Genomic DNA, 25,175 nt, shown 5'->3' with positions numbered 1-25,175 from the left:
CTCACCTCCAGAGGCTAGGCCTGGGCACGGGCCGCTTCTCCCGCGCCAGGACCAGGTACTGGTCCTTGAAGTGCTTCAAGGAACCCTTCACCGGCCACACCGCCGCGTCCGCCAGGGGGCAGAAGCTCCGCCCTTCAATGAGGGGAAGGAGGGCCTCGAGGTTTTCCACGTCCTTTTCCTCCCCCTGGCCGGTGCCGATCTTGGCGAAGAGGTTCACCATGAACCCCGCCACCCCCTCCCGGCAGGGGGTGCACTTGCCGCAGGACTCGTGGGCGTAGAAGCGGGTGAGGTTCCACATGGCGTCCACCATGCTCACCCGCTCGGGGATGAGGATCACCCCCCCCGTCCCCAGCATGGAGCCCTTGGCCTGGAGGTGCTCGTAGCTCATGGGGGTGTCCAGGACTTCCTCGGTGAAGGGCAAGGGCGGGGTGGAGGACCCCCCGGGGATGAGGGCCTGGATGGGCTCCAAGGGCCCTCCCGCCCACTCGTAGATGAGCTCGCGGAAGGTGGTGCCCATGGGAAGCTCGTAGACCCCGGGGCGCTTCACGGGCCCGGAGATCTGGTAGAGCTTCATCCCCTTGGACTGCTCCGTGCCCATCTGGGCGAACCAGTCGGCCCCCCGCTCCATGATGGGCACCACGGAGGCCAGGGTCTCCACGTTGTTGATGGTGGTGGGCTTGCCCCATAGCCCCGCCTGGGCGGGGAAGGGGGGCTTGAGGCGGGGGTTGGCCCTAAGGCCCTCCAGGGAGTTCATGAGGGCGGTCTCCTCCCCGCAGATGTAGGCCCCGGCCCCCCGGTGGACGTGGAGGTCAAAGGAGAAGTCCGTGCCGAAGAGGTTCTTCCCCAAATAGCCCCGGGCCCGGGCCTCCTTGATGGCCTGCTCCAGCCGGTCCGCCGCCCTGCGGTACTCCCCCCGGACGTAGATGTAGCCCACCGTGGCCCGGATGGCGTACCCGGCGAGAATCATCCCCTCAATGAGGAGGTGGGGGACGTCCTCGAGGATGTAGCGGTCCTTGAAGCTCCCGGGCTCGGACTCGTCGGCGTTGCAGATGAGGTAGTGCTGCTTCCCGTCGTCCTTGGGCATGAAGCTCCACTTAAGCCCCGTGGGGAAGCCCGCCCCGCCCCGGCCCCTTAGCCCGGAGCGCTTCACCTCCTCTATGACCTCGTCCGGGGTCTTCTCCTTGAGGACCCGCTTGGCGGTCTCGTACCCCCCGTGCCGGAGGTAGTAGTCCAGGGTCCAGGAACCCTCCTTCCCCACGTGGGCGTAGAGGGTCCTTTCAAACCTGGGGTCCAGTCCGGAGACGATGGAGCCCGTCATACCTCCACCTCGTGCACGTGGTGGCCGCACTTGCCGGGAAGCTCAATCTCCTCAAGCCGCTTCCCCGCCCTAAGGCCCGCAAGAAGGGCCTCAAGCCTCGCCCGGGTCACGCACTCCACGTAGGGCTCGTCGTTCACCTGGACCACGGGGGCGGTGTGGCAGGAGCCCAAGCACTCCACCTTCTGCACGCTAAAGAGCCCGTCCGGGGTCACCTCCCCGGGGCCGATGCCCAGGGTTTCCGTGAGGTAGTCCCAAAGCTCCTCGGCCCCGGCGAGCTTGCAGGAGAGGGTGGCGCAGACCTGGAGGTGGTACTTCCCCGTGGGCACGAACTGGTAGTAGGAGTAAAAGCTCGCCACCCCCATGACCTCCGTGGGGGTGGTGCCCACCAGGCGGGCGATCTCCTCTATCCGCTCGGGCCGGATCCAGCCCTCCTCCTGCTGCACCCGCCTGAGGAGGGGCATGATGGCGGCGCGGCGCCCTTCCGGCGGGTACTTGGCGAAGGTCTCTTCCAGAAAGTCCTGCTTGTCGTCAAAGAACCCCATCTTCCCTCCCTTAGCGGTCCACGTCCCCCATCACGGGGTCCAGGCTGGCGATGATGGCCACCATGTCGGGCACCTGCTCCCCCTTGCAGGCGTAGGGGAGGCTTTGCAGGTTGACGAAGCTCGGGGCCCGCACCTTGACCCTGTAGGGCATGCTCCCCCCGTCGGAGACGATGTAGTAGCCGAGCTCCCCCCGGGCCGACTCCGTGGGCACGTAAACCTCCCCCTTGGGGGGGTGGAAGCCCTCGGTGTAGTGCTTGAAGTGGTAGATGACCGCCTCCATGGAGGTCTCCAGGAGGGGCCTTGGGGGCGGGGTGATCTGGGGGTTGGGGTCGCAGATGGGGCCCGGTTCCAGGCGCTCCAAGGCCTGCTTGATGATCTTCACCGACTCCCGCATCTCCCGGATGCGGATGAGCATCCGGTCAAACACGTCCCCGTGCTCCCCTAGGGGCACGTCAAAGGTGTAGGTCTCGTAGCCCGAGTAGGGGTAGGCCTTGCGCACGTCGTAGTTGACCCCGCTCGCCCTCAAGGACCCTCCGGTGAGGCCGAGGTTGATGGCCACCTCGGGCGGGATCACCCCCACCCCCCTCGCCCTCTCGTAGAAGATGGGGCTTTCGGCGAAGAGGGCCTCGTACTCGTCAATGCGGTGGGGCATGACCTCCAGGAACTTCTTAAGCTCGGGGACGAACTCCTCGGGCAGGTCCTCCTTCACCCCGCCGATGCGGATGTAGTTGTGGTGGAAGCGCTGGCCCGTGACCCACTCAAAGAGGTCCAGGATGGTCTCCCGCTCGCGGAAGGCGTAGAAGAAGGGGGTTAAGGCCCCGAGGTCCAGAAGCCCCGTCCCCAGGAAGACCAGGTGGCTCGCCAGGCGGGAGAGCTCGTTGAGGATGACCCTAATGGTCTCCGCCCGGGGCGGCACCACGGCCCCCACCAGCTTTTCCACCGCCAGGGCGTAGGCCAGGTCGTGGGCGAAGGAGTGGAGGTAGTCCATCCGGGGGGTGTAGGTGATGTTCTGGAGGTAGGTGCGGTGCTCCATGGTCTTCTCAAAGCCCGTGTGGAGGTAGCCGATGTGGGGCACCACCTCCAGGACCTCCTCCCCGGAGAGGGTCACCATGAGGCGGAGCACCCCGTGGGTGGAGGGGTGCTGGGGGCCCACGTTTAGGGTCATCACCTCGGTGCGGAGCTCCTTGGCCTCCTCCGGGGGGGCGTCTAGGGGGATCTCCTCCAGGAATTCTTCCCTCATCCTTTAACCTCCCGGGCCTTTTTCAGGTCGGCCCAAAGGGACCTGTAGCCCTTGCGGCTCCCGCCCTTGTAGGGGGTGAGGCCGGGGTCCTTGCCGGTGAGGGCGGCGCGGAACTCCGCCGGGATGATGTACCGCCCCTCGCGGAAGAGGGTGGGGGTCTCGCCCAAGGGGTAGTCCTTGCGCAAGGGGTGGCCCTCGAGGTCCTCGGGGGTGAGGATCTTCCGCAGGTCGGGGTGGCCTTCAAAGACGATGCCGAAGAGGTCGTAGACCTCCCTTTCCAGGAAGTTGGCGCTTCCCCAAAGGTCGGTCACCGTGGGGAGCCTGGGGTCCTTCTCGGGCACATAGACCCTTACGAAGAAGCGGCTCCCGTCCCCGTCCTTCCACCCCGGGAGGGAGACCAGCTCGTAGACCACGGCGAAGCGCTCGGGCTTCTTCTCCGGGTAGGTCAGGTAGTCCAGGCCCACGATGTCCGCCAGGTAGTTGAAGCCCATGGCCTTGTAGTGGGCCATCTCCTCCTTGAAACGCTCCCTAGGGAGGACCACCCAGAGGTTGCCGAGGCCGTTGTCCTCTATGGGGTAGCCCTTGGTCCGGGCCTCTTCCAGGACGCGCTCAAGCCGCATGCCTCACCCCCTCGTCCGTTGCCAGGCGGCCACGGGGGGAAGCTTCCGCCCCTTTTCGTCGTAGGCCTGGCCCCGGATCTTTTTCTGGAGCTGCATCACCGCGTAGATGAGGGCCTCGGGGCGGGGAGGGCAGCCGGGGACGTAGACGTCCACGGGCACCACCGAGTCCACGTTCTGCACGATGGCGTAGTTGTTGAACATCCCCCCGGAGCTGGCGCAGGCCCCCATGGAGATCACCCACTTGGGGTCGGGCATCTGCTCCCAGACCCGGCGCATCACCGGGGCCATCTTCTTGGAGAGCCTGCCCGCCACGATCATCACGTCCGCCTGGCGGGGGCTTGCCCGGAAGACCTCGCTCCCGAAGCGGGCCAGGTCGTTCCTGGCGTCCGTGGAGGCCATCATCTCTATGGCGCAGCAGGCGAGGCCGAAGGTGGCGGGCCACAGGGAGTTGCTCCGCCCCCAGGCCACCAGCTTTTCCAGGGTGGTGAAGAGGATCCCCTCCCTTTCCAGCTCCTGCACGTCCCGCTCAAACAGGTCCTTCAGTGCCACCGCATCACCCCCTTCCACCACTCGTAGAGGAAGCCCACGAAGAGGAGGAGGGTGAAGGCCAGAACCCCGAGGAAGCCATAGAGGCCAAGCCCGCCCGCGCTCACGGCGTAGGGCCAGAGGAAGGCCACCTCCACGTCAAAGAGGATGAAGAGCATGGCCACTACGTAGAAGTGGACGGGAAAGCGCTTCACCTCCCCGGCGGGGTCGTTCCCCGACTCGTAGGGCATGAGCTTGGCCCGCCCCGGCTTCTTGGGGCCGAGGAGGGCCCCCGCCACAAGGGCCGCCACCCCGATGAAGAGGGCCACCCCCAGGTAGATCAGGACGTTCACGTACTCCGCAACCGGCGCCAAGGTCCCCTCCTTTCGTGCATCTCTTCACGAGGACAGGACCCTAACCCCCAAGGCCCTGCCTCTTTTCCCGCCCATCTTACCACCCCCTTCTCGGGGCAAGGGGAGTGGGCTACACCAAGGGAGGGCCAAACGGTGTAGCGCTCCTTCTTGGGGGCAAGGTTTGGCTACTCAGGTGTGTAAAGAAGCTCCTTGAGCCGGCGGAACTGGGCCAGGGGGAGGGCCTCTCCCCGGACACTTTCCGGGAGGCCCAGGGCGGCCAAGGCCTCCTCCACCTTTTCCCGGGGATACCCGGCGGCCACCAGGGCGTTTTTCAGGGTCTTCCGCCGCTTTCCGAAGGCGGCTTCCACCAGGCGGAAGAGGCCGGGGTCGTCGGGGGCGCCCGTGGGGGTGAGGCGCACCAGGCTGCTCCAGACCTTGGGCGGGGGGAAGAAGGCCCCTGGGGGGAGGTCAAAGAGCCTTTCCGCCCGGGCGTGGTGGGCCACCCTCAAGGAGAGGACCCCGTAGGCGGGGGTGCCGGGCCTTGCGGTCATGCGCTCCGCCACCTCCTTCTGCACCAGGAAGACGAGGCGGGCGAAGCGCCCGGTCTTGAGGAGGCGGGTAATGAGGGGAGTGGCGATGTGGTAGGGGAGGTTGGCCACCAGGAGGCTTCCCTCCGGCACCTCCTCCCAAGGATAGAGGAGGGCGTCTTGGAAGACCAGTTTCAGGGGAAAGCCCGAAAGGGTTTCCTCCAGAACGGGTTTTAGGCGGAGGTCCTTCTCTATGGCCGTCACTTCGGCCCCGGCCTCGAGGAGGGCCCGGGTCAGGACCCCAAGCCCAGGCCCCACCTCAAAGACGGGCCCGGTGAAGGGCCTCGCCGCTTCCACGATGCGCCTCAGGTGGGCCTCGGAGACCAGAAAGTTTTGTCCGAAGCGCTTGTCGGCGAAAAGCCCGTGCCGCTCTAAGAGGGCGCGGACCCCTTGGGGCGAGGTGAGCTTATCCATGGAGGCGCCGCACCTCGGGCCTTGGGGGGTCGGCCTCGAGGTCTAGGACCAAATACTCCCCCAGGTCCAGGGCGTCAATGAGGGCGAAGCGCTCCTTGAGGAGGATCCCCTCCTTCATGGGGGTGTGGCCGTAGACCCCGTAGCGGTAGCCCATCCGCTCCACGTAGTCCGGCGTGCGGAACCACCAGGTCTTGGGCTCCGTCTGGGCGTAGAAGAGGGCGTCGTACTCCTGGAGCCAGGGGACGGGTCCCACGTGGGCGAAATGGACCCCCTGGAGAAGAAGCTCCCGGGGAAAGCCCCGGATCCAGGCCTTCAAGGTCTCAGGAAGAGGCCTTCCCCCCGCCTCGAGGTGGAACTCCAGGTGCTTGAGGTGGCGGGTTCCCAGGATGGGCTCCCCTTTTAGGGCCGCCTCGTCGTGGTTGCCCAGGAGGATGGCGAAGCCCCCCCCCACCTCTTCCTGGAGGGCCTTCAGGCGGAAGAGCTCCCGGATCTCCACCCCCGCCGCCACCCGGAGGTGGGTGGGGTCTTGGGGGTCAAAGGGGCTAAGCCCGGTGAGCCGCTCGTAGTCCCGGAGGGTCTTGGGGTGGACCAGGTCCCCCAGGAGGACCACCCGCACCTCTCCCCTCAGGAGGGGGAGGCTTGGGCGGAAAGCCTCGTCCAAAAGGCCTTCCCGGCGCAAAACCCGCCAGAAGGCGGGGAAGTTGGCGTGAAGGTCTCCGATGGCGACGACCCTCATCCCTTGAGGAGGGCCCGAAGCTCCCCGTAGAGGCGCCGGGTCTCCTCAGGGGTCTTGCCGTAGCCCCCGTATTTGGTGATGATCCGGGCCGCCTCCTTGCCCAGGCCCTTTTCCTTCAGGCGCTCCAGGAGCTGGTCTATGAGGCGGTAGGCCTCGGGCTTTTCCTCCTCTTCCGCCTCGTCCTCGGGCTCGGGGAGCTTGGGCGGGGTGAAGCGCCCCTTCTCCGGGTCGTAGTCCACCCACTGCTTCTCCAGGCGGTAGAGGTACCGCCCCACCCCGAACTTCACCGCCGCCCGCTTGAGGGCGTCGGAGAAGGCGGCCTTTAAGGTGTCCCCCTCGCCCACGTCCTCCTTGGTGACCCCGAGGACCGTGAGGCGGCACTTCACCTCGCAAAGCCTTTCCTTCCGCTCCCCCCGCTCGTCCCTTAAGGTGCGCTCCTGGTCGGAGAGGACCTCGTAGGCGTCGTGCCAACCTTCGGGCCCCACCACCTTGTCCAAGCGGTCCAAGACGGTGCGGGCGTCCACGTAAGGGACCACCAAGGCCCGCTTCTTGTCCCGGGAAAGGGCTTCCACCCGCCACTGGACCTCTCCCGGAGGAAAGGGCTCGGCCAGTTTCCGCCAGACTTCGTCCACCCTTTAAGTCTACTTGAGGAGGCTTTCACCTAAAAGGGGTTGTCTTGGGATACCCTTGGGGCATGCGGCGCTTGATTCTTGCCCTTCCCTTTTTGGCCCTGGCCTGGGCCTTGGAGGTCCGGGTGACGGCGGAGCTTTCCTTGGGTCTTTTCCCCCAGGCGGTGGTGGTGGAGCGGGTGGCGGAGCCCCAGGGGATCCTGGTGGTCTATGGCGCCTCCCGGGCGGAGGCGGTCTTCCGCTACCACGACGAGGACCTGCGCCGCCGGGGTTGGGTGCGCACCAAGTACCAGGTGAAGAAGAAGGAGTGGAAAGCGGAGTACCGCAAGGGCAAGGCCAAGGCCACCCTCTCCGTGAAGGACAAGAAGGGCCGGGTGGAGGTGCGGCTTAAGGAGGGGGGCTAGACAAAGCCCCTCCCCCTCGCGTACCCTAAAGGGCGCGTGGGGCCGTGGCGCAGCTGGGAGCGCGCCTGAATCGCACTCAGGAGGTCACGGGTTCGAGTCCCGTCGGCTCCACCAGAAAGCCCCCCGGGTCCTCCCGGGGGGCAGCCTGTTCCTCACTCCCCAAGCAGCCAGTTCACGAAGGCGTTGACCACGTCGTTTTCGCCCAGGAGGGCGGGGTCTTCCAGGACCGCCTGGAAGAAGGCCCGGACCGCCTCCTCTGGGGGCGCTTGCAGGATCTCCCGGACGCTTTTCCCGGCGTAGGGTCCCTTTTCCAGGGGCTTTCCCAGGCTTCCCGCGGTGGCCAGCGGGGCCGCTTCCTGGAGGGCATGCCGGGTCCTTTGCAAAAGGAGGGTCTCTCCGTTTTCCCCCAGGGCCTCCTTGGGGGTGAGGAGGGGGCGGCCCGAGAGGTCCTTGGCCTCGAGGCCCAAGGCGTAGAGCTTCCGGGCCAGGCTCGGCGGGCCTACCTCCAGCTCCACCCGCAAGGCGGTCTCCCCGTAGGCCACCTCCAGGAGGTAGCGCCCGGGGGCTTCGGGGATCACGGGCGGGGCCACCTCCGAGAGGGCCACGGTGAGGGGGGGGAAGGCGAGGGGCTTTTCCTCCTGGGCAAGGAGGGTGCCTTCCCGGTAAAGGCGGGTGGTGAGGGTGGCCTTGGGGAGGTAGGGCCTTCTTTCCAGGGCCACCTCGGGGAAGATGGCCTCGCCCGCCCGGAAGGGCCTGGCGTCCATGTCCCCGGGGATGAGGGTGAGCTTCCTCAGGGAAAGCTTGGGGGCCTCCGCCTCCCTGGCCAGGGCCCTTCTTGCGGCGAAGGCGGCGGGGTGGCGGGGGTGGGCCTTCAGGAAGGCCTCGTAGAGGGGCTTGGCGGGGAGGCCCACCCGCTCGGAAAGGTAGGCCCGGAAGAAGAGGGCGAGGGGCTCTTCCCGCTCCTCCAAGTCTTTTAGCGCCTCGGGATAGTCCTCCCCCTGGTCCAGCCTCAGGGCCCGGTCGTAGGCGGCCTTGGCCCCCAGGAAGTCCCCGTAGATGGCCCTAAAGAGCCCCAGGTTGTAGTAGGCGGTGGCGTTGGGCTCTAGGGCCACCGCCCTTTCTGAGGCCCGGATGGCCCGGGGGAGGTCCCCGGTGAGGTGGTAGGCCCAGCCCAGGTTGGTCCAGTAGAGCCAGGAGTCCGGGCGGAGGGCGAGGGCCTTGAGGAGGGCTTCTTTGGCCTCTTCTCCCTTCCCCTCTTGGAAGGCGGCGAAGCTCACCTCCTCCCAGGCCAGGGGAAGCTCGGGGAAGGCCTCCGCAAGCCGCCTCGCCGAGGCCTTCCAGCGCTCGTCCTCGAGGATCCTATAGACCAGGTGGGCCGCCGTCCTTTCCAGGACGTCCCCCTCCCCCATGGCCTCCGCCAGGGCCAAGGCCTCCTCCCGCTTCCCCTCGGCGAGGAGCCGGAAGGCCTCGTAGGCCCTGGGAAGCCTCCCCTGCCAGAGGAGAAGAAGCCTCTGGGGAAGAAGCCCCTCAAGAAGCCCGCTACCCCGGCCTTCCTTCAGGTCCAAAGCCGACCGGTGGAGGGGGTCTGGGTCCTCCCCTTGGGCCAGGGCCCGAAGCCTTTCCTCCGGGAGGGAGGGCGTGGGGAGGGGGCTAAAGCGGGGGGCGAGGCCCTCCCCCTGGAGCCATAGCCACCCGAGCTCGGGGGTGGGGAAGAGGCCCTCCTTGACCCCCCCTTTGCGGGCCAGGAAGAGCCTGAGCCCCCCCGCCTCTTCCCGCCCCAGAAGGACCCAGTCCGCCCCCGTGGCCGCCTGGGCGAGCCGGGCCCCCGCCTTGGTGTAGAGCCCCCCGGCAAGCTCGTAGCTTCCCCGCCAGGGGAGGTCGGGGAGGAGAAGGGCGAGGAGGGTGGGGGGCGGGGCCTTCAGGCCTTGGGCGAAGGCCTGGGCCAGGGTGTACCCTTGGGGCCCCTCAAAGGGGAGGACGAGGCCTTGGCCCAGGGCGAGGCCGAGGAGAAAAAGACCTACCCAAAGACGCTTCATGGGGCCATTCTAGCGCCTTTCCCTGAGGACCAGGTAAGCGAAGCGGAAAAGCCTCGGGGCCCGGCGCCAGCGCTTGGGGTCCAGCCCCACCCTTAGGAGCCACTCCAGGCCAAGCCTTTGGGCCCAGAGGGGGGGGCGCCTCGCCTCCCCCGCCAGGACGTCCAGGGTGCCCCCCACCCCCATGGCCACCCGGGCCCCCAGGTGGGCCTTGTGGCGGTGGATGAAGGTCTCCTGCCTTTCCCCCATGCCCACCAGGAGGAGGTCGGGGCGGGCTTCCCGGATGGCCGCCACCACCGGGGCCTCCTCCTGGAAGTAGCCGTGGTGGAAGCCCACCACCACACCTCCCAGGCGCTCCACTTCCCGGGCGGCCCGCTCCGCCACCCCTGGCTTCCCCCCGAGGAGGTAGACCCGGATCCCGGGGAAGCGGCGGAAGAGGGCCAGGGTGAGGTCCACCCCCGTGACCCTTTCTTTAAGGGACAGGCCGTGGAGGCGCCGCACCGCCCAGAGGATCCCCACCCCGTCCGGGGTGATGAGGTCGGCCTCGAGGATGGCCCGCCTCAGGGCCTCGTCCTCCTGGGCCCTTACGGCGATCTCGGGGTTGAGGGTCACCACCTGGCGGGTTCCCTCCCCCTGGAGGAAGCCCCCGATGCGCCTTAGGGCCTCCTCCATGTCCACAGGGTCTAAGGGGAGGCCGAGGAGGGTCAGGCGCTCCATGGCACGTACCTTTGGGCGTAGCGGTCCTGGCTTAGGCCGTGGGCCTCCTTGGGGAAGAAGCGCACCTCGGCGAGCCTGGGCACCACCGGGTCCACCCCGATGAGGCTCGCCCAGGCCAGCTCCTCCGTGCGCCCCTCCTTGTGGAGGGCCTGGCCCTCCGGGCTTTGGAAGAGGGCCTCCTGGGGATCGGGGAAGGCCTTGAGGAGGGCGGTGGTGAGGTTTGGAGGCCCTTCGGGGGCGAGCCTTTTTTGCAAGAAGCCCACGGCCACGGCGGCGGAGAGGAGGGGGTCCGGGGCCCCCGAGGGGCGGAGGGTGAGGTTCTTTAGGCGCTTGGCCAGCTCCAAGACCGCCTTGGCGTTCCGGAGGCTCGCCAAATAGACCTCCTCCTCCCCGGGGAGGAGGCTTTGGTTGAGAAGGGGAGCCACGAGGACCGCCCGCCGGCCCCTAACCTCGGTCCTTTCCAGGTCCAAAAGGGAAAGCCTCCCGTGGAACCCTTCAGGGGGAAACCCCTCCACCTCCCCCAAAAGGAGCGCCTCCCGGCCCAGGGCCTCGGCCAAAAGGCGGGCCACCTTGGGGCCCGGGGCCACCCAGACCTCTTTGGCCCCCAGGGCGAGAAGCCGGGTGAGGACGCTTCCTGCGGGCAGGACCTCCACCAGGATCAGGGGACCTTGGGCCGGCCTCAGGCACAGGTCAACCCGGCACACCCCGCCATGATACCCTAGCCTGGATGTATGCGGCTTAAAGACCTGGGCGAGCGGGCCCTTCTCGCCAAGCTGGCCCCCCTGGGCTACCCCGAGGCCGCCCCCCTGCCCCCGGGGGACGACGCCGGGGGGGTGTGGGCGGAGGGGGTGGCCTGGCTTCTGAAGACCGATGGCTTCCTCTACCGGGAGGTGGCCCTAAGGGGCATGGGGCCCTTTGAGGTGGGGTTTCGGGGGGTGGCGGCCACCGCCTCGGACCTCCTCGTCAAGATGGGGCGGCCCTTGGGCTTCACCTTGGGCCTCTTCCTGCCCGAGGACCTGGAGGAGGGCTTCGTCCTGGAGCTCGTGCGGGGGGCGGCGGAGGCGGCCAAGCGGCTTGGGGCCTTCCTCCTCGGGGGGGACACCAACGCCGGGGTGGAGGTGGCCCTCACGGTGGCGGGCTACGCCTGGGCGGAGGCCCCCTTGCCCCGGAGGGCTTTCCCTGGGGATCTCCTCTACCTGGTGGGGGACCGCTGGGGGCGGACGGGGGCGGCCATCTGGGCCCACTACCAGGGGGTGGACCTGAAGGCCTTTCCCCAGATCCGGGAAGCGGCCTTTTACCCCCTTCCCCGGCTTGGCCTTCTGGCCCTGGCGGGGCTTCCCCGGGGAAGCCTGGACTCCTCCGACGGCCTCGCCGAGACCCTCTGGCAGCTTTCGGAGACGGGGGTCCGGGTGGAGGTGGAGGCCCTTCCCCTTTATCCGGACGTCCTGGCCCTGGCGAAGGGCGAGGCGCAGGCTTTGGAGTGGGTCCTTTACGGCGGGGAGGAGTTTGAGGCGGTCTTGGCGGTGCCTCCCGAGCGGGAGGGCGAGCTTTGGGCGAGGGCCCAGGCGGTGGGGCTTCCCCTCTTCCGGGCGGGGAGGGTTTTGGAGGGGGAAGGGGTGTACTTCCAAGGGCGTCCCGTGGCCCGCAAGGGGTACGACCACTTCCGTCCGTGATGGCCTTCACAAACTTCCCCCCGGCCCTCCTTAATATTTGGCGGGGTATGGAGGCGACCCACCTTCTGGACGCCAAGACCGCGGCCCTTAGGCGCCGCTCCATCCGCCGCTACCGGAAAGCCCCCGTGCCCGAGGGGCTTCTCAAGGAGATCCTCGAGGCCGCCCTAAGGGCTCCTTCCGCCTGGAACCTCCAGCCCTGGCGGATCGTGGTGGTGCGGGACCCCGCCACCAAGCGGGCCCTTAGGGAGGCCGCCTTCGGCCAGGCCCAGGTGGAGGAGGCCCCCGTGGTCCTGGTCCTTTGCGCCGACCTCGAGGACGCCCTAAACCATCTGGACGAGGTCATCCACCCCGGGGTCCAGGGGGAGAAAAGGGAGGCCCAGAAGCAGGCCATCCAGCGGGCCTTCGCCGCCATGGGGCAGGAGGAGAGGGCCTCCTGGGCGGCGGGGCAGAGCTACATCCTCTTGGGCTACCTGCTCCTCCTCCTGGAGGCCTATGGCCTGGGGAGCGTCCCCATGCTGGGCTTTGACCCCGAGAGGGTGAAGGCGATCCTGGGGCTTCCTTCCCACGCCGCCATCCCCGCCCTGGTGGCCTTGGGCTACCCGGCGGAGGAGGGCTACCCTTCCCACCGGCTGCCCTTAGACAGGGTGGTCTCCTGGCGCTAGGGAGGAAGGAGCCAGCGGGTTTCCTCCCGCAGGACCCGGGCCAGGCGGGGGCTTCTTTGGAGCAGGCCGTTCCACTCCTCCAGGGTGTAGACCAAGCCTCCGCGGGCACAGGAAGCTCCTCTAGGGGAAGCCCCAGGGGGCGTTTCCAGGGGGGGAGTGCGCCACCAGGAGGAGAAGGTCCAGATCGCTCCCCACCCCCGCCTCCCCCCGGGCGTAGGAGCCAAAGTAGCCCGCGGCCACGAGCCCAGGGATGGGGTGGCGGGCGAGCCAGGCCTTTAGGGCCTCCTCCACCTCTTCCCGGCTAGGCCATCTGAGCACGGACGAACCCAAGGATCTCACGGGCATGGCCTATGGCCTCCTCGCTCTGCAAGGGCCCGTAGTGCTCCGCCGAAGGCCCCTCGGGAAAGGCGTCGGGGTAGCGGGTAGGGATATAGAGCCCATCCAGATAGCGGGCCTTTTCCACCAGTTCCTGGGGCACCTGAAGGGGAAGCTCCTTCAGAAGCCGGGCCACGAGGTACCCCTAGGCCTCCTGGCCCAAGTGGAGGTGAAGGGCCTTGACTGCCTTCTCGGCCGCTTGCTGGGCGGCGAAACAGGCCCATTCGTGCCTTCCTGCGCCCTTGGCGATCTCGGCCATCTCCAGGTCCTTCTCCGCCTGGAGGAGCCAGTCCCGGGCCCGGTTCATGCCTTGAATTTACCGCTATACTCGGGGCATGCGGGCCTTCAAGGCGCACCTCCGGGGCCTCGCCCCTTACCCCTACAAGAAGGAGGAGGCCCCGGTGAAGCTGGACCAGAACGAAAGCCCCTTGGACCTTCCCGGGGAGCTCAAGGAGGAGGCTTTGGCGCGCCTTAGGGCCATCCCCTGGAACCGCTACCCCGAGATCCACGCCGAGACGCTGCGGAAAAGGCTTGCCGCCCTCTTGGACTTTCCCGAGGAGGGGGTGGTCCTGGCCCCGGGCTCCAACCTCCTGATCCTGGCTTTGGCCCTGGCGGCGGAGGCGGTCTTGGACCTTTCCCCCTCCTTCCCCCACTACGCCCACGCCGCTAAGGTGGCCGGGACCCCCTACCAGGCCGTTCCCCTCGGGGAGGGGTTCTCCCTGGACCTTGGGGCCCTCCTCGAGGCCTTCCGGGGCGGGGTCCTCTTCCTCCCCAACCCCCACGCCCCCACGGGGGCCCTCTTCCCGGAGGAGGCCCTTTGGGCTTTGGCGGAAAGGGCTAAGGAGGTGGGGGGGCTTCTCGTGGTGGACGAGGCCTACCGGGAGTTCGCCGGGACGGACTTCCGCTCCCTCGCCTGGGAAAACCCCCACGTGGCCCTGCTCCGCACCTTCTCCAAGGCTTTCTCCTTGGGGGGGATCCGGGCGGGCTACCTCCTGGCCGCCCCGGAGGTGGCCCGGGTGGTGCGGGAGGTGCTTCCTCCCTTCGTGCTACCCGCCCACACTGGGGCCATCCTGGAGGTGGTCTTGGAAAATCCGGGTTACGTGGAGAAGGTGGTGGAGAAGGTGGTGGCCCAGAGGGAGCGGGTTTACCGGGAGCTCCTCGCCCACCCCATCTGGCGCCCCTACCCGAGCCACACCAACTTCCTCTTGGTGAGGACCCCCGACGCCGAGGCGGCCTTCCGCCACCTCCTTTCCCAGGGCGTCCTGGTGCGGCGGCAGGACCGCTACCCGGGGCTAGAAGGGTGCCTCCGGGTGACCATAGGCCTCAAGGAGGAGATGGACGCCTTTTTAAGGGCGGCCTTCGGGGTGGCCTATGCGTGAGGCCTTGGTGGAACGGGCCACGGCGGAGACCTGGGTCCGCCTCCGCCTGGGCCTGGACGGGCCCATCGGGGGCAAGGTGGCCACGGGCCTTCCCTTCTTGGACCACATGCTCCTTCAGCTCCAGCGCCACGGCCGCTTCCTCCTGGAGGTGGAGGCCAAGGGGGATTTAGAGGTGGACGTCCACCACCTGGTGGAGGACGTGGGCATCGCCTTGGGGATGGCCTTGAAGGAGGCCTTGGGGGAAGGGAAGGGCATAGAGCGCTACGGGGAGGCCTTTGCCCCCATGGACGAGACCCTGGTCCTTTGCGTGGTGGACCTCTCGGGCAGGCCCCACCTGGAGTACCGGCCCGAGGAATGGCCCGTGGTGGGGGCGGCGGGGGGGGTGAACCACTACCACCTGCGGGAGTTCCTTAGGGGCCTGGTGAACCACGGCCGGCTCACCCTCCACCTAAGGCTTCTTTCGGGCCGGGAGGCGCACCACGTGGTGGAGGCGGGCTTCAAGGCCTTGGCCCGGGCCCTCCACCGGGCCACCCGCCTCACGGGGGAGGGGCTTCCCAGCACCAAGGGGGTGCTATGAGGGCCCTCCTCATAGACTACGGCTCGGGGAACCTGCGCAGCGCCGCCAAGGCCCTCGAGGCCGCGGGCTTCTCCGTGGCGGTGGCCCAGGACCCCAAGGCCCACAAGGAGGCGGACCTTCTGGTCCTCCCGGGCCAGGGGCACTTCGGCCAGGTGATGGAGGCCTTCCGGAAAAGCGGCTTCCTGGAAAGGGTCCTGGACCACCTGGAAAAGGGCCTTCCCTTCCTGGGGATCTGCGTGGGGATGCAGGTCCTTTACGAGGGGAGCGAGGAGGCACCGGAGGTGAGGGGGCTTGGCCTCGTTCCCGGGAAGGTGCGGCGCTTCTCTGCAGGCCGGGTCCCCCAGATGGGCTGGAACCCCCTAGCGTTCGGCGGGGCCTTCGCCCCCCTCACGGGGCGCCACTTTTACTTCGCCAACTCCTACTACGGCCCCCTCACCCCCTACTCCCTGGGGAAGGGGGAGTACGAGGGCACCCCCTTCACCGCCCTCCTCGCCAAGGAAAACCTCCTCGCCCCCCAGTTCCACCCCGAGAAGAGCGGCCGGGCGGGCCTTGCGTTTCTGGCCCTAGCCCGCCGCTACTTCCAGGTCCTCTAGCCGGATGAGCCGCCCCTGGGCCCCAAGCCCCGTGGCCGCCAAAGCCCCCGCCAGGTTGGCGAGCCGGCCCGCCTCTATGGGGCTTTTCCCCTCCAGGATGGCGTGGGCGAAGACGGCGGTGTAGGCGTCCCCCGCCCCGGTGGAGTCCACGATGTCCTCTATGGGGAAGGGCTCTAGAAGCTCCTCCCCTTCCGGGGTGACCACGATGGAGCCCATGGCCCCCACCTTGATGGCCAGGTGGCTAAACCCCTCGGCGCGAAGCCGGGCCACCCCTTGGGAGAGGGAGGTGGCCCCGGTGAGGGCGAGGAGTTCCGCCTGGTTCATTAAAAGCCAGCTCACGCCCCGCAGGTACTTGAGAAGCTCCGCCCCCGCCGCCCGCACCGCCCCCGTGCCCAGGTCGGCGAAGATGGGAAGCTCCCGCTTCCTGGCGGCCTCCAGCACCGCCACGGCGTAGCTCCGGGAGGGCCCTCCCACCAGGGCGTAGGCGGAGAGGACCACGGCGTCGGCCTGGTCCAGGAAGCGGGGCTTGAAGAGGCTGGGGTCTAAGTGGCGGCTCGCCCCCTCGGCGCTCACCATGGCCCTCTCCCCCCCGGGCACCACCAGGATGAGGACCGAGCTTGTGGTGTGGTCGGGGTCTTCCTGGAGGTACCGGAGGTCCACCCCCACCTCCCGCACCCGGCTTAGGGCCAGCTCGGCGAAGGGGTCCTTCCCCACCCGGCCCGCCAGGAAGACCCGGTGGCCGAGGCTGGCCAGCTGGGCCGCCAGCGTCCCCCCCGCCCCTCCCGGCTTCATCAGGGCCCGCCTCGAGGGCACCTCCTCCCCGGGCTCGGGGATGCGTTCCAAGAAGAAAAGCAAGTCCACGGAAATGTCTCCCAGCACGAAGAACCGCATGCCGCCTCCTTCCCTAAAGGCGCGGGTTTGCCCTCACTATACCCCAAGGAGGGCCTTGTCCGTGAGGCGGAGTATAGCCCGTGGAAATGAGAAAAGAATAACAAACGGCCAACGCCCGGGGCGCTCCCGCCCTCTTTCGGCACCTGCCCTAGGCCGTGGGCATACCCTTTTGGGGTCCTTTAAAAGCGGCGGTCCACCAGGAAGCCCCCTTCCAGGTTCTCCACCAGCTCGGCCTCGTCCACCCGGAGCCCCGTGGCCTTCTGGATGGCCTCAAAGAGCCCCGGGGGGACCCTTTCCGCCTTGAGGCGGAGGATGAGCTTGTCGGTCCCTTCCAGCTTCCTTTCCACCACCACCTGGAAGCCCTTGGGGTCCAGGCCGAAGCCCGCCAGGATGGGGGCGAGCTCCGTGGGGTAGAGCTTCACCCCCTTCACCTTCACCATCTGGTCCGTGCGGCCGAAGACCCCCCGGGGAAGCACCATGCGCCCTTCCCGCCTCTCGGCGATGGCCAGATCCCCGGTGCGGAAGCGGACCATGGGCATGAGGGTGCGGCTTAGGGCGGTGACCACCAGCTCCCCCTTCTCCCCGTCCGCCACGGGCCTTAGGGTCTCGGGGTCCAAGACCTCGAGGACCGCCATCTCCGGGATTTCCCAAAGCCCGTCCTTTTCCATGCGCTCCCCGGCCACGATGCCGAGCTCGCTGGTACCGTAGGCGTCCAGGGCCACGCCCCCAAGAAGGGCCTCCACCTTCTCCCGGAAGCCGGGCACCGAGGTAAAAGGCTCCCCCCCGGCGAGGAGCAAGGGAAACCGCCCTCCCGCCTGGCCCACCTTGAGGGCGAAGGAGGGGTTGGTCACCAGGACGTCAAAGCCGTAGCGCTGCCCGAGTTCGGCGATGCGGGCCGCCTCCCCGGGCCCGTGGGGCAAGACCAGGTTCCCCGCCCGCCAAAGGGCCTGGTGGAAGAGCCACCCCCCGGCGAAGACGTGGTAGCTGAAGGCCACCAGCACCTTCTTCCCCACGATCCCAAGCCTTCGGTAGTAGGCCGCCAGGGCCTCCGCCTGGTAGTGGAGGTCCTCCTGGGAGAGGTACTCGGGCATCCAGCCCAAAAGGGGGCTTGGGGTGAGGTGCATGAGGCTCGCCCCCTCAGGGGGAAGGGGGTTTTCCTTGAGGTAGGCCACCCACTCCTCCCGGGTGGTGGGGGGGAGGGAGGGGAGGTCCTCGAGGGTGAGCTTTTCCGGGTCCACCCCCCGGAGCTTTTCCCGGTAGACGGGGTGGTCCTTGGCCTTTCGCACCACTTCCTGGAATCGGGCAAGCCGGTCCATGGCGGTCCTCCCTTGGGTTTGGGGAGGATTATACCCTCAAAGGGGGGCCACCCGCTTCAGGACCTCCTCCAGGGGGGCGGTGAAGACCCCCATGGCATAGTCCCCCACGCCCCCCACGAAGACCAGGGTCTCCCCGTGGAGAAGGAGGCCGTTGCCGTAGAGGGTGAGGGGGCGGTCCCCGTAGCACTCCGCCAGGCCCTGGGGAGCGAGGAGGTAGTGGGAAAGCCCCAAAGGCCGCCCTTCCGGGCTTAGGCGCATGAAGCCGTGGCGGTAGGAGAGGTCGTGGCGGAGGATCCCGTGGTAGGCCACGAGGTAGGTGCCGTCGGGAAGCCTTAGGGCGTTGGTGGACCAGCCCACCTTGTACTCAAAGGCCTCGGGGGCCAGGATGGGCTTGAGCTCGTAGGCCTTGAGGGTCTTGAGGTTCAGCCTTCCCCGCCAGCAGAGGTCGGGAAGGCCGGTGAGGCTCGGCCTTAAGAGGATGTGGTCCCCCTCGAGGAAGGTGGCGTTCTTGGTGGGCAGGTAGAGGGTAAACCCCGTCTCCTCCCCAGAAAGCCCGATGCGGATGGGGGCCTTCCGCTTGAGCTGGAAGGCCTCGTCAAACTCCGCCAGGGAGAGGAGGGCGGTGAAGACGTCTTTGCTGTCGGTGTTGCGGGCGTCCCCCAGCTTCCCCACTCCCGTGTAGAAGAAGGCGTAGCCCCCCTCCCGGCGGTGGGCCCGGGCATCCTCGCACCCCCGCACCGCCTCAAAGAGCTCGGTGGGGTAGAGGAGGATGCGCACGGGGAGGGGCTTAGGGATCCGCCCCGAAAGGAGGTCCTCTAGGGGCAGCGTGGCGTGGCCGATGGCCGAGGCGTAGCTGTAGTAGTCAAAGACGAGGCGGGGGAAGAGGTGGACCACCTCTCCCTCCACGACCGCCCCTGGGTTGAAGGCCGCCAGGGGGCGGCGGCGGGGGTAGTTTTCCACGTAGACGTCCTCGGGGGCGATGTAGGCCCTTCGGGCGAAGAGGTCCTCGGTGTGGGGGGGGCGTAGCCCCCGCGCCCGGTTCAGGAAAAGCCGGGCCTCCTCCTTTAGGGTCTCCTCCAGCTCGGAGATGATCATCGTCGCACCTCCAAGGAAAGCCCGGGTACCCGGGAAAGCGCTTCTAGCCCCTCCTGCAAGGCCTCAGGGGTGTCCCGCCTCAGGGTGATGTGCCCCACCTTGCGCCCGGGGCGCACCGCCTTGCCATACCAGTGGAGGTGGGCCCCTTCCACCTTGAGGACCTCGGGGAAGGGGGGCTTAAGGCCGATGAGGTTCACCATGGCGCTATGCCCCCTGGGGGCGGTGCTCCCCAAGGGCAGGCCCAGAAGGGCCCTTAGGTGGTTTTCAAACTGGCTGGTCTCCGCCCCTTCTATCGTCCAGTGGCCGGAGTTGTGCACCCGGGGGGCCATCTCGTTGAAGAGGAGTTCCTCCCCTACCTGGAAGAACTCCAAGGCCAAGACGCCCACGTAGTCCAAGGCCTCCAGGGCCCTTCGGGCGTAGCCCTCCGCTTTCTTCTGGAGTTCTGGGGAAGCCCCGGGGGCCGGGGCCAGGGAAAGCCTCAGGATCCCTTCCCGGTGGCGGTTTTCCACCAGGGGGTAGAAGGCCACCTCCCCCGCCCGCCCCCGCACCGCCAGGAGGGAGACCTCCCGGTCAAAGGGGACGAAGCCCTCGAGGATAAGCCCCTTTCCCCCAAGGGCCCTCAGGGCCTTTTCCGCCTCCTCGGGCGTGCGCACCAGGGCTTGCCCCTTGCCGTCGTATCCGCCCCGCCGCGTCTTCAGGAGGGCGGGAAGGCCCACCCGCCCTAGGGCCTCCTCCAGGTCCCTAAGGCCGTCCACGGGGTAAAAGGGAGGGGTGGGGACGCCAAGGCCCTGGAAGAAGGCCTTTTCCCGCAGGCGGTCCTGGGCCACCTCTAGGGCCAGGGGCGGGGGGTAGACGGGAAGCCTTTCCGCAAGGAGGCGGGCCGCCTCCACGGGGACGTTCTCAAACTCGTAGGTGATGAGGTCTAGCCCCTCGGCGAAGCGGGAAAGGGCTTTCTCGTCCAGGAAGCCCCCCACCAAAAGCGCCCCCACCTGCCCGGCGCAGGCCTCGGGGGAGGGGTCCAGGAAGCGGAAGGAAAGCCCCAGGGGGTAGCCCGCCAGGGCCAGCATCCGCCCAAGCTGCCCGCCGCCTAGGATGCCGATCACGCCTCCTCCCGGGGGTCGGGGTGGGCCAGGACCGCCTCGGTCTGGGCCTTGCGGTAGGCCTTGAGGCGCTCCTGGATCTCGGGGTACTTAAGGCCCAGGATGCTGGCGGCGAGGAGGGCGGCGTTCACCGCCCCCGCCTTCCCGATGGCCAGGGTGCCCACGGGGATGCCCGCCGGCATCTGCACGATGGAAAGGAGGGAGTCCAGGCCCCTTAGGGCCTGGCTTTCCACCGGTACCCCGAGGACGGGGAGGGGGGTGTGGGCGGCGGTCATGCCGGGGAGGTGGGCCGCCCCCCCGGCCCCGGCGATGATCACCTGGATGCCCCGCTCCAGGGCGGTTTTGGCGTACTCCGCCATGAGGTCCGGGGTGCGGTGGGCGGAGACCACCCGCGCCTCGTAGGGGATGCCCAGGGCCTCGAGGGTCTCCGCCGCGTGGCGCAGGGTCTCCCAGTCGGAACGGGAACCCATGATGAGGCCTACCAACGGCGCCATCGTACCGGATTGTAAAAGCCCTTCCCCATGGTAGTAAAGAGCAAGAGGTATGGACGCCTTGGAGCTTCTCCGGTTAAACCTCCTTTCCCCCATGGTCCTCGCCTACTTCCTGGGGATCGCGGCCAGGCTTTTAAAGAGCGACCTCGCCTTCCCCGAGGCCCTCTACACCGCCCTTTCCATCTACCTCCTCTTCGCCATCGGGTTTAAGGGCGGGGTGGAGCTTGCCCACACCCCCCTTTCTGTGGTCCTCCTCCCCGCCCTCACCACCTTGGCCCTGGGGCTTTTTAGGCCTCTTCCCGCCTACTTCCTGGCCCGGCGCTTCCTCAAGGTAAGCCGGGAGGACGCCGCCGCCCTCGCCGCCCACTACGGCTCCGTCTCGGCGGTGACCTTCCTCGCCGCCCTTTCCTTCGTCCAGGGGGTGGGGCACGCCGCCCAAGGGTTTTTGCCCACCCTGGTGGCCCTTTTGGAGGTGCCGGGGATTGTGGTAGCCCTCCTTCTGGGCAAACGGCATAACGGGAGGCTTTCCGAGGCCCTCCACGAGGTCTTGGCCGGGAAGAGCGTGGTCCTCCTCCTCGGGGGGCTTTTGATCGGTGTCCTCTCGGGGGAAGCGGGGATGGAGCGGGTCAAGCCCTTCTTCGTGGACCCCTTCTACGGGGCCCTCACCCTCTTCCTCCTGGACCTGGGGATGGTGGCGGCCTCGAGGCTTTCCGTCCTCCGCCAGGTGGGCTTTAGGCTCATCCTTTTCGGCGTGGGCCTGGCCCTCTTCCACGGGGCCCTTGGGGTCTACCTAGGCCTCAAGGCGGGGCTTGGCGTGGGGGGGGCGGCGGTCCTTGGGGCCATGAGCGCCAGCGCTTCCTACATCGCCGCCCCGGCCGCCGTCCGCATCGCCCTCCCCCAGGCGAACCCCAGTTTGTACCTCACGGCAAGCCTCGCCGTCACCTTCCCCTTTAACCTGGTCTTGGGGATCCCCCTCTACCACGCCCTGGCGGTCCTTTGGGGAGGTTAGGGATGGAGCTTAAGCGGCTCAAGCTGGTGACCATCGTGGCGGAAAGCCTTCTGGAGAAAAGGCTCGTGGAGGAGATCAAGCGCCTGGGGGCCAAGGGCTACACCATCACCCCGGCTCGGGGGGAGGGCTCCCGGGGGATAAGGAGCGTGGACTGGGAGGGGCAGAACATCCGCCTGGAGACCATCGTGAGCGAGGAGGTGGCCCTGAAGATTCTGCAAAAACTCCAGGAGGAATACTTCCCCCACTACGCCGTCATCGCCTACGTGGAGAACGTGGAGGTGGTCCGGGGCGAGAAGTACGTGTGACCCCACCCCATCCCGGCGCAAGCCGGGATGGGGACCCCAGAAATTCCTTGAACAGGTCTTCTTGACCTCAGGTGCGGGAGGGGCGCCTGGAGAAAAAGAGCCCCAAGGCCCCGAGGAGCAAAAGCCCCCCCAGGATGGCCCAAAGAGGGAGGTGCCGCCCCAGGAGGTAGCCGAGGAGGAAAAGCCCCTGGGTCCAAAGGAGGCTTCCCAAGGCCACCAGGGGGAGAAAGCGACCCAAAGGAAAGCCCAGGGCCCCGAAGAGGAAGGGGACGAGGGTGCGCACCCCCCCGAGGAAGGGGGCGAGGAGGAGGGCCAGGGGGCCGAAGCGGAGGAGAAGCCTTTCCCCCTTTTGCCAGAGGTCATCGGGAAACCGCTTCCTCAAGGCCTTTCCCCCGTAGCGCCCCAGGGCGTAGCCCAAAAGGTGGCCGAGGAAGCTCCCCAGGAAGAGGAGGGGGAGGAGGGGAAAGGCCCTAAGGCCTCCTTCCGCCGCCCAAGCCCCCAGGGCGAGGAGAAGGGTGTCCCCCCCGGGGACGAAGAGGCCGATGGGAAGCCCCGTCTCCAGGAAGAGGGAGAGGGGGGCGAGGAAGAGAAGGCCCTCTGTCAGGCGGTCTTCGGCACCCGCGTGGCCCATAGGCTCCCCAAGAGGAGGACGAGGAGGATAAGGAGGCTAAAGGCCTCCTTGTCTAGGCCGAGAGCGATCTCGGGGCGGTGGAGGACCTCCTTCGCAAACTTGTCCCAGCCCCCTACGGCGAGCTTCACCCCGGCGAGGCCCACCACCAAGTAGGCCAGGTGGGAAAAGCGGGGGTAGCGGTCCAGGAGGGAGACCACCAGGCTTGCCAGCATCCTCAGGGCCAGAATCCCCAGGAAGACCCCGGTGTAGATCACCCAGAGCTTGTCGGAAAGGGCCACGGCCACCAGGACCGAGTCCACGGCGAAGGCCAGGTCCATGAGCTCTACCTGGGCCACCACCTTCCAGAACTGGGCGGCGGAGACCTCCAGGGGTGGGGGGGCGTGGGCCTCCTCGGGCTTCAGGAAGTGCTTTAGGGCGATGTAAAGGAGGTAGGCCGCCCCCAGGGCCTGGGCCCACCAGAGCTGGATGACGAGGCTTGCGAAGAAGAGGGCGAGGCCCCGAAGCACGTAGGCTCCCAGGATCCCGTAGAAGAGGGCCTTCCGCCTCAGGTGGACGGGAAGCTTTTGCACCATGACCCCGAGGATGAGGGCGTTGTCCGCGGAGAGGATGACCTCGAGGACGATCAGGGCCAGGATGGCCGAAAGGGCGCCGCTTAGCTCCATCTTCCACCTCCAAAGAAAAGGACCACCGCTTCGCGCGGTGGTCTCGCCCGGGCTTTCCGCCCCCGGCTTCCCGGGGCCCTAGGGCCCGTCCTGACGGGAAGCCGGTTTGGGGCTACTCCCCAACCGGGTCCCAGTATACAAAAGTGAGGCCGTGGGGGGAAGGGGTGGAGGCCTTGGGGCTATACTCAAAGCCATGGACGAGGCCCGGAAGGAGCTTCCCACCAAGGAGGAAATCCTCGAGGCCCTAAAGGTGGTCTACGACCCGGAGATCCCGGTGAACATCGTGGACCTGGGCCTGGTTTACGACGTGGAGGTCCACGAGAACGGGGTGGTGGACATCACCATGACCCTCACCGCCATCGGTTGCCCCGCCCAGGACGTGGTGAAGGCGGACGCCGAGATGGCGGTGATGCGCCTTCCCGGGGTCCAGGGGGTGAACGTGGAGTTCGTCTGGACCCCGCCCTGGACCCCCGCCCGCATGACGGAAGAGGGCAAGCGCATGATGCGCATGTTCGGCTTCAACGTCTAGACCCCGGGCCGGGCTTTGGGTGTGGGAGAATAGGCCCATGCCGGTTAGCCGCTACTACGACGTCAAGCGGGACGAGAAGGGCGAGCGCTACCTGGAACCCTACGTTACCGGGTTCTTGCTCCTCAGGCTTCCCCTCCTCAACAAGGGCACGGCCTTCACCGAGGAGGAGAGACGGGCTTTGGGTTTGGAAGGGCTCCTCCCTCCCCATGTGAACACCCTGGAGGAGCAGAAAGAGCGGGTCCACCGCCGCTACCGCCTGATCCAAAGCCCCCTGGACAAGCACATCTACCTGCGCCACCTCCAGGACCGGAACGAGGTCCTCTTCTACGCCCTTTTGGTGGACCACCTAGAGGAGATGCTCCCCATCCTCTACACCCCCACGGTGGGGGAGGCGGTGCGGGAGTTTTCCCGCATCTACCGCTACCCCCGGGGCTTCACCGCCAGCACCCGGAACATTGACCGTATAGAGGAAGCCCTCCAGAACGTCCCCCTCGAGGAGGTGCGCCTCATCGTGGCTACGGACTCTTCCGCCATTCTGGGCATCGGGGACCAGGGTTATGGGGGGATGGCCATCAGCATCGGCAAGCTCACCCTCTACACCGCCGTGGGCGGGGTGGGCCCCGACAAGACCCTCCCCGTGGAGCTGGACGTGGGCACGGACCGGGAGGACCTGCTCCAGGACCCCCTCTACCTGGGGGTGCGGCACCGGCGCTTGAGGGGCGAGGCCTACTTCCGGTTTCTGGACCGCTTCGTGGAAGCCGTTAAAAAACGCTATCCCAAGGCCCTCGTCCAGTGGGAGGACTTCGCCAAGGAGACGGCCTTCCAGGTCCTGGAGCGCTACCGCAAGGTGATCCCCTCCTTCAACGACGATATCCAGGGCACGGGGGCCGTGGCCTTAGCCGGGGTCCTTTCCGCCTGCCGCCTGAAAGGGGAAAGGCTTTCCGAGCAGGTGGTGGTGGTCTACGGGGCGGGAGCGGGCGGCATCGGCGTGGCCTGGGCCCTGGTGGAGGGGATGAAGCGGGAAGGCCTAAGCGAGGAGGAGGCCAAGGCCCGGGTCCTCGTCCTGGACTCCCGGGGGCTTCTCGTGGAGGGGCGGAGCATGGAGGCCTATAAAAGGCCCTTCGCCCAAAGACCCGAGCGCCTAGGGGGCTGGCGCTTTGCGGGGGAGTTTCCGAACCTCCTGGAGACCATCCAAAACGCCCGGGCCACGGTGCTTTTGGGCCTTTCCGGCCAGGGGGGAAGCTTCACCGAGCCCGTGGTGCGGGCCATGCTGGAAAACACCTCCCGTCCCGTGATCTTCCCCCTCTCCAACCCCACCTCCGCCAGCGAGGCCCTGCCCGATGACCTCATCTATTGGACCGAGGGGAGGGCTTTGGTGGCGGCGGGAAGCCCCTTTCCCCCCGTGGGGTTTAAGGGCCGGGTCATCCCCATAGGGCAGGGGAACAACGCCTTCATCTTCCCGGGGCTTGGCCTGGGGGCGGTTTTGGCCCGGGCCCGGGAGGTGACGGACGGGATGGTCCTCGAGGCCGCCTACGCCCTTTACGACTACACCCGCCAGCACTTCCCCGAACGCCTCTACCCCCCGGTGGGCGCCTTGCGGGAGGTCTCCCCCTACGTGGCCGCCCGGGTGATGCAAAAGGCCCTGGAGGAAGGGGTGGCGGAGGAGGAGAGGATCCAGGGGCTTTCCCCGGAGGAGCTTTTGGCCTTCGTCAAAAGCCGCTTCTGGGAGCCAAAGTACCTCCCCTACCGCCCGGCCCCGGTAATCTAGG

At 67.7% G+C, this 25,175-nt stretch carries 29 protein-coding genes, 1 tRNA gene and 2 pseudogenes; 11 read left to right on the top strand and 21 right to left on the bottom strand.

All coding sequences use genetic code 11. The features are described 5' to 3' along the window. Position 1: 1 nt before the first annotated feature. The 9 genes from nuoF to IEX93_RS04850 form a co-directional block, all read right to left on the bottom strand. Complete coding sequence (nuoF, locus tag IEX93_RS04890) at positions 2–1,318, bottom strand: NADH-quinone oxidoreductase subunit NuoF (protein ID WP_188847099.1); 1,317 nt, start codon at positions 1,316–1,318, stop codon at positions 2–4. Next, the gene (gene nuoE, locus IEX93_RS04885; RefSeq protein ID WP_188847097.1) at positions 1,315–1,860 is read right to left on the bottom strand and encodes an NADH-quinone oxidoreductase subunit NuoE; all 546 of its coding nucleotides are present in this window, start codon (positions 1,858–1,860) and stop codon (positions 1,315–1,317) included. The genes nuoF and nuoE overlap by 4 nt, the downstream gene beginning before the upstream one ends. 10 nt (positions 1,861–1,870) lie before the next feature. After that, positions 1,871–3,100, bottom strand: a complete 1,230-nt coding sequence (nuoD, locus tag IEX93_RS04880) for an NADH dehydrogenase (quinone) subunit D (protein ID WP_188847095.1) — start codon at positions 3,098–3,100, stop codon at positions 1,871–1,873. Then, a complete protein-coding gene (locus IEX93_RS04875; RefSeq protein ID WP_188847093.1) occupies positions 3,097–3,720 on the bottom strand; it encodes an NADH-quinone oxidoreductase subunit C in 624 nt (207 codons plus the stop codon). The genes nuoD and IEX93_RS04875 overlap by 4 nt, the downstream gene beginning before the upstream one ends. Before the next feature lie 3 nt (positions 3,721–3,723). Next, complete coding sequence (locus IEX93_RS04870) at positions 3,724–4,269, bottom strand: NuoB/complex I 20 kDa subunit family protein (RefSeq protein WP_188847091.1); 546 nt, start codon at positions 4,267–4,269, stop codon at positions 3,724–3,726. Further along, positions 4,260–4,619, bottom strand: coding sequence for an NADH-quinone oxidoreductase subunit A (locus IEX93_RS04865; protein ID WP_188847089.1), 360 nt, complete (start codon positions 4,617–4,619; stop codon positions 4,260–4,262). Before IEX93_RS04865 ends, IEX93_RS04870 begins: the two co-directional genes overlap by 10 nt. A gap of 164 nt (positions 4,620–4,783) precedes the next feature. After that, entirely contained in the window at positions 4,784–5,599 is an 816-nt protein-coding gene (gene rsmA / locus IEX93_RS04860) for a 16S rRNA (adenine(1518)-N(6)/adenine(1519)-N(6))-dimethyltransferase RsmA (protein ID WP_188847087.1), read from the bottom strand. Then, complete coding sequence (locus IEX93_RS04855) at positions 5,592–6,335, bottom strand: metallophosphoesterase (RefSeq protein WP_188847085.1); 744 nt, start codon at positions 6,333–6,335, stop codon at positions 5,592–5,594. The genes rsmA and IEX93_RS04855 overlap by 8 nt, the downstream gene beginning before the upstream one ends. Beyond that, positions 6,332–6,967 carry a Rad52/Rad22 family DNA repair protein gene (locus IEX93_RS04850; RefSeq protein WP_188847083.1) on the bottom strand — a complete coding sequence of 212 codons (636 nt, stop codon included), beginning with the start codon at positions 6,965–6,967 and terminating at the stop codon, positions 6,332–6,334. Before IEX93_RS04850 ends, IEX93_RS04855 begins: the two co-directional genes overlap by 4 nt. Positions 6,968–7,029: 62 nt before the next feature. On the opposite strand from IEX93_RS04850, the gene IEX93_RS04845 reads away from it, so the two are divergent. Further along, positions 7,030–7,368: a hypothetical protein gene (locus tag IEX93_RS04845; protein ID WP_188847081.1), complete on the top strand. Its 339-nt coding sequence runs from the start codon at positions 7,030–7,032 to the stop codon at positions 7,366–7,368. Positions 7,369–7,406: 38 nt separating this feature from the next. Beyond that, a tRNA-Ala gene (locus tag IEX93_RS04840) sits at positions 7,407–7,482 on the top strand. Positions 7,483–7,520: 38 nt separating this feature from the next. On the opposite strand, the gene IEX93_RS04835 is transcribed toward IEX93_RS04840, so the two are convergent. Genes IEX93_RS04835 through IEX93_RS04825 form a run of 3 tightly spaced genes read right to left on the bottom strand, consistent with a single transcriptional unit; the run spans position 7,521 to position 10,822 of the window. Next, the gene (locus tag IEX93_RS04835; protein ID WP_188847080.1) at positions 7,521–9,404 is read right to left on the bottom strand and encodes a tetratricopeptide repeat protein; all 1,884 of its coding nucleotides are present in this window, start codon (positions 9,402–9,404) and stop codon (positions 7,521–7,523) included. Between the two features lie 9 nt (positions 9,405–9,413). Continuing rightward, positions 9,414–10,118 carry a WecB/TagA/CpsF family glycosyltransferase gene (locus IEX93_RS04830; protein ID WP_188847077.1) on the bottom strand — a complete coding sequence of 235 codons (705 nt, stop codon included), beginning with the start codon at positions 10,116–10,118 and terminating at the stop codon, positions 9,414–9,416. Beyond that, entirely contained in the window at positions 10,106–10,822 is a 717-nt protein-coding gene (locus tag IEX93_RS04825) for a 2-phosphosulfolactate phosphatase (RefSeq protein WP_188847075.1), read from the bottom strand. Before IEX93_RS04825 ends, IEX93_RS04830 begins: the two co-directional genes overlap by 13 nt. 27 nt (positions 10,823–10,849) lie before the next feature. On the opposite strand from IEX93_RS04825, the gene IEX93_RS04820 reads away from it, so the two are divergent. Together IEX93_RS04820 and IEX93_RS04815 are read left to right on the top strand one after the other, a co-directional pair. Then, entirely contained in the window at positions 10,850–11,791 is a 942-nt protein-coding gene (locus IEX93_RS04820; RefSeq protein ID WP_188847073.1) for a thiamine-phosphate kinase, read from the top strand. Positions 11,792–11,838: 47 nt separating this feature from the next. Continuing rightward, complete coding sequence (locus IEX93_RS04815; RefSeq protein ID WP_188847071.1) at positions 11,839–12,453, top strand: nitroreductase family protein; 615 nt, start codon at positions 11,839–11,841, stop codon at positions 12,451–12,453. Here IEX93_RS04815 and IEX93_RS04810 read toward each other — a convergent pair. Continuing rightward, positions 12,450–12,798: pseudogene (locus IEX93_RS04810) on the bottom strand (nucleotidyltransferase domain-containing protein). The gene IEX93_RS04815 and the pseudogene IEX93_RS04810 overlap by 4 nt on opposite strands. After that, positions 12,755–13,135 (bottom strand): annotated as a pseudogene (locus IEX93_RS04805) (HEPN domain-containing protein). Before IEX93_RS04805 ends, IEX93_RS04810 begins: the two co-directional pseudogenes overlap by 44 nt. Positions 13,136–13,163: 28 nt before the next feature. Between IEX93_RS04805 and IEX93_RS04800 the strand changes: the two are divergent. The 3 genes from IEX93_RS04800 to hisH are packed head-to-tail and all read left to right on the top strand — an operon-like array spanning position 13,164 to position 15,377. Further along, on the top strand, positions 13,164–14,207 hold the full coding sequence (locus IEX93_RS04800) for a pyridoxal phosphate-dependent aminotransferase (protein ID WP_188847069.1): 1,044 nt from the start codon (positions 13,164–13,166) through the stop codon (positions 14,205–14,207). Beyond that, positions 14,200–14,784 carry an imidazoleglycerol-phosphate dehydratase HisB gene (gene hisB, locus IEX93_RS04795; RefSeq protein ID WP_188847067.1) on the top strand — a complete coding sequence of 195 codons (585 nt, stop codon included), beginning with the start codon at positions 14,200–14,202 and terminating at the stop codon, positions 14,782–14,784. The genes IEX93_RS04800 and hisB overlap by 8 nt, the downstream gene beginning before the upstream one ends. Next, entirely contained in the window at positions 14,781–15,377 is a 597-nt protein-coding gene (hisH, locus tag IEX93_RS04790; RefSeq protein ID WP_188847065.1) for an imidazole glycerol phosphate synthase subunit HisH, read from the top strand. Before hisB ends, hisH begins: the two co-directional genes overlap by 4 nt. Here hisH and IEX93_RS04785 read toward each other — a convergent pair. From IEX93_RS04785 to purE, 5 genes are all read right to left on the bottom strand, one after another. Further along, complete coding sequence (locus IEX93_RS04785) at positions 15,348–16,268, bottom strand: carbohydrate kinase family protein (protein WP_188847064.1); 921 nt, start codon at positions 16,266–16,268, stop codon at positions 15,348–15,350. The two genes, hisH and IEX93_RS04785, sit on opposite strands and share 30 nt — an antisense overlap. A gap of 179 nt (positions 16,269–16,447) precedes the next feature. Then, on the bottom strand, positions 16,448–17,584 hold the full coding sequence (locus IEX93_RS04780) for a phenylacetate--CoA ligase family protein (RefSeq protein ID WP_188847062.1): 1,137 nt from the start codon (positions 17,582–17,584) through the stop codon (positions 16,448–16,450). Positions 17,585–17,620: 36 nt separating this feature from the next. After that, entirely contained in the window at positions 17,621–18,679 is a 1,059-nt protein-coding gene (locus IEX93_RS04775; protein ID WP_188847060.1) for a glycoside hydrolase family 130 protein, read from the bottom strand. Further along, positions 18,676–19,782 carry a 5-(carboxyamino)imidazole ribonucleotide synthase gene (locus IEX93_RS04770; protein ID WP_188847058.1) on the bottom strand — a complete coding sequence of 369 codons (1,107 nt, stop codon included), beginning with the start codon at positions 19,780–19,782 and terminating at the stop codon, positions 18,676–18,678. The genes IEX93_RS04775 and IEX93_RS04770 overlap by 4 nt, the downstream gene beginning before the upstream one ends. Next, positions 19,779–20,273 (bottom strand): 5-(carboxyamino)imidazole ribonucleotide mutase, encoded by a 495-nt coding sequence (purE, locus tag IEX93_RS04765; RefSeq protein WP_188847056.1) that lies wholly within the window; start codon positions 20,271–20,273, stop codon positions 19,779–19,781. Before purE ends, IEX93_RS04770 begins: the two co-directional genes overlap by 4 nt. 49 nt (positions 20,274–20,322) lie before the next feature. Between purE and IEX93_RS04760 the strand changes: the two genes are divergently transcribed. Then, positions 20,323–21,279: a sodium-dependent bicarbonate transport family permease gene (locus tag IEX93_RS04760; protein WP_188847053.1), complete on the top strand. Its 957-nt coding sequence runs from the start codon at positions 20,323–20,325 to the stop codon at positions 21,277–21,279. A 2-nt stretch (positions 21,280–21,281) separates the two neighbouring features. After that, the gene (locus IEX93_RS04755) at positions 21,282–21,584 is read left to right on the top strand and encodes a P-II family nitrogen regulator (protein WP_188847052.1); all 303 of its coding nucleotides are present in this window, start codon (positions 21,282–21,284) and stop codon (positions 21,582–21,584) included. Positions 21,585–21,651: 67 nt separating this feature from the next. On the opposite strand, the gene IEX93_RS04750 is transcribed toward IEX93_RS04755, so the two are convergent. Together IEX93_RS04750 and IEX93_RS04745 are read right to left on the bottom strand one after the other, a co-directional pair. Next, complete coding sequence (locus IEX93_RS04750) at positions 21,652–22,215, bottom strand: DedA family protein (RefSeq protein WP_188847049.1); 564 nt, start codon at positions 22,213–22,215, stop codon at positions 21,652–21,654. Then, positions 22,185–22,877, bottom strand: coding sequence for a TerC family protein (locus IEX93_RS04745; RefSeq protein WP_188847047.1), 693 nt, complete (start codon positions 22,875–22,877; stop codon positions 22,185–22,187). Before IEX93_RS04745 ends, IEX93_RS04750 begins: the two co-directional genes overlap by 31 nt. A 193-nt stretch (positions 22,878–23,070) precedes the next feature. Here IEX93_RS04745 and IEX93_RS04740 point away from each other — a divergent pair, with 193 nt between their 5' ends. Further along, positions 23,071–23,406 carry a metal-sulfur cluster assembly factor gene (locus IEX93_RS04740; protein WP_188847044.1) on the top strand — a complete coding sequence of 112 codons (336 nt, stop codon included), beginning with the start codon at positions 23,071–23,073 and terminating at the stop codon, positions 23,404–23,406. A gap of 37 nt (positions 23,407–23,443) precedes the next feature. Beyond that, entirely contained in the window at positions 23,444–25,174 is a 1,731-nt protein-coding gene (locus IEX93_RS04735; protein WP_188847038.1) for an NAD-dependent malic enzyme, read from the top strand. The last annotated feature ends 1 nt before the right edge of the window (position 25,175 follow it).

The sequence above is a fragment of the Thermus composti genome, assembly GCF_014647535.1.
Taxonomy (GTDB): domain Bacteria; phylum Deinococcota; class Deinococci; order Deinococcales; family Thermaceae; genus Thermus; species Thermus composti.
Note: the sequence above shows the minus strand (reverse complement) of the source record. Positions and strands in the feature narration are given on the sequence as shown.

Bases quoted from the DNA above. Each gene is read 5' to 3' on its own strand.
- nuoF (WP_188847099.1), bottom strand. From the start codon at position 1,318: ATGACGGGCTCCATCGTCTCCGGACTGGACCCCAGGTTTGAAAGGACC.
- rsmA (WP_188847087.1), bottom strand. From the start codon at position 5,599: ATGGATAAGCTCACCTCGCCCCAAGGGGTCCGCGCCCTCTTAGAGCGG.
- purE (WP_188847056.1), bottom strand. From the start codon at position 20,273: ATGGCGCCGTTGGTAGGCCTCATCATGGGTTCCCGTTCCGACTGGGAG.
- IEX93_RS04835 (WP_188847080.1), bottom strand. From the start codon at position 9,404: ATGAAGCGTCTTTGGGTAGGTCTTTTTCTCCTCGGCCTCGCCCTGGGC.
- IEX93_RS04845 (WP_188847081.1), top strand. From the start codon at position 7,030: ATGCGGCGCTTGATTCTTGCCCTTCCCTTTTTGGCCCTGGCCTGGGCC.
- nuoE (WP_188847097.1), bottom strand. From the start codon at position 1,860: ATGGGGTTCTTTGACGACAAGCAGGACTTTCTGGAAGAGACCTTCGCC.
- IEX93_RS04745 (WP_188847047.1), bottom strand. From the start codon at position 22,877: ATGGAGCTAAGCGGCGCCCTTTCGGCCATCCTGGCCCTGATCGTCCTC.
- IEX93_RS04800 (WP_188847069.1), top strand. From the start codon at position 13,164: ATGCGGGCCTTCAAGGCGCACCTCCGGGGCCTCGCCCCTTACCCCTAC.
- IEX93_RS04755 (WP_188847052.1), top strand. From the start codon at position 21,282: ATGGAGCTTAAGCGGCTCAAGCTGGTGACCATCGTGGCGGAAAGCCTT.
- IEX93_RS04775 (WP_188847060.1), bottom strand. From the start codon at position 18,679: ATGATCATCTCCGAGCTGGAGGAGACCCTAAAGGAGGAGGCCCGGCTT.
- IEX93_RS04735 (WP_188847038.1), top strand. From the start codon at position 23,444: ATGCCGGTTAGCCGCTACTACGACGTCAAGCGGGACGAGAAGGGCGAG.
- IEX93_RS04785 (WP_188847064.1), bottom strand. From the start codon at position 16,268: ATGCGGTTCTTCGTGCTGGGAGACATTTCCGTGGACTTGCTTTTCTTC.
- IEX93_RS04855 (WP_188847085.1), bottom strand. From the start codon at position 6,335: ATGAGGGTCGTCGCCATCGGAGACCTTCACGCCAACTTCCCCGCCTTC.
- IEX93_RS04815 (WP_188847071.1), top strand. From the start codon at position 11,839: ATGGAGGCGACCCACCTTCTGGACGCCAAGACCGCGGCCCTTAGGCGC.
- nuoD (WP_188847095.1), bottom strand. From the start codon at position 3,100: ATGAGGGAAGAATTCCTGGAGGAGATCCCCCTAGACGCCCCCCCGGAG.
- IEX93_RS04830 (WP_188847077.1), bottom strand. From the start codon at position 10,118: ATGGAGCGCCTGACCCTCCTCGGCCTCCCCTTAGACCCTGTGGACATG.
- IEX93_RS04740 (WP_188847044.1), top strand. From the start codon at position 23,071: ATGGACGAGGCCCGGAAGGAGCTTCCCACCAAGGAGGAAATCCTCGAG.
- IEX93_RS04750 (WP_188847049.1), bottom strand. From the start codon at position 22,215: ATGGGCCACGCGGGTGCCGAAGACCGCCTGACAGAGGGCCTTCTCTTC.
- hisH (WP_188847065.1), top strand. From the start codon at position 14,781: ATGAGGGCCCTCCTCATAGACTACGGCTCGGGGAACCTGCGCAGCGCC.
- IEX93_RS04820 (WP_188847073.1), top strand. From the start codon at position 10,850: ATGCGGCTTAAAGACCTGGGCGAGCGGGCCCTTCTCGCCAAGCTGGCC.
- IEX93_RS04780 (WP_188847062.1), bottom strand. From the start codon at position 17,584: ATGGACCGGCTTGCCCGATTCCAGGAAGTGGTGCGAAAGGCCAAGGAC.
- IEX93_RS04760 (WP_188847053.1), top strand. From the start codon at position 20,323: ATGGACGCCTTGGAGCTTCTCCGGTTAAACCTCCTTTCCCCCATGGTC.
- hisB (WP_188847067.1), top strand. From the start codon at position 14,200: ATGCGTGAGGCCTTGGTGGAACGGGCCACGGCGGAGACCTGGGTCCGC.
- IEX93_RS04875 (WP_188847093.1), bottom strand. From the start codon at position 3,720: ATGCGGCTTGAGCGCGTCCTGGAAGAGGCCCGGACCAAGGGCTACCCC.